Origin of the sequence: Streptomyces sp. 13-12-16 (assembly GCF_002114215.1) — a bacterium.
Taxonomy (GTDB): domain Bacteria; phylum Actinomycetota; class Actinomycetes; order Streptomycetales; family Streptomycetaceae; genus Streptomyces.
Genome location: NZ_NCTE01001375.1, coordinates 653 through 901, shown reverse-complemented (window position 1 = coordinate 901; position 249 = coordinate 653). Strand labels below are relative to the sequence as shown.

The window sequence follows — 249 nt, the reverse complement described above, 5'->3', positions numbered from 1 at the left end:
CGGTCCGACACGTCGCAGGCGGCGACGGTGACCCGGGCGCCCTCCGCCTCGAGTGCGGCGGCGAGTTCACCGGCGCCGTCGGCGGCGGGGCCGCGGCGGCTGACCAGCAGCAGGCTCCGCGCGCCGTGCTCGGTCACCAGGTGGCGGGCGACGGCGGCACCGAGGCCGCCGGTGCCACCGGTGACGAGGACCGTGCCGTCGGTGTCCCAGACTCCTGTTCCCCGCGGTTCGGGTGCCGGGACCCGGGCC

The 249-nt window shown here is 79.1% G+C and carries 1 protein-coding gene; it reads right to left on the bottom strand.

Annotation, left to right across the window (positions count from 1 at the left end):
* A partial coding sequence (locus tag B7767_RS41110; protein ID WP_143652959.1) for an SDR family NAD(P)-dependent oxidoreductase occupies positions 1–249 on the bottom strand: 249 nt, incomplete at both ends.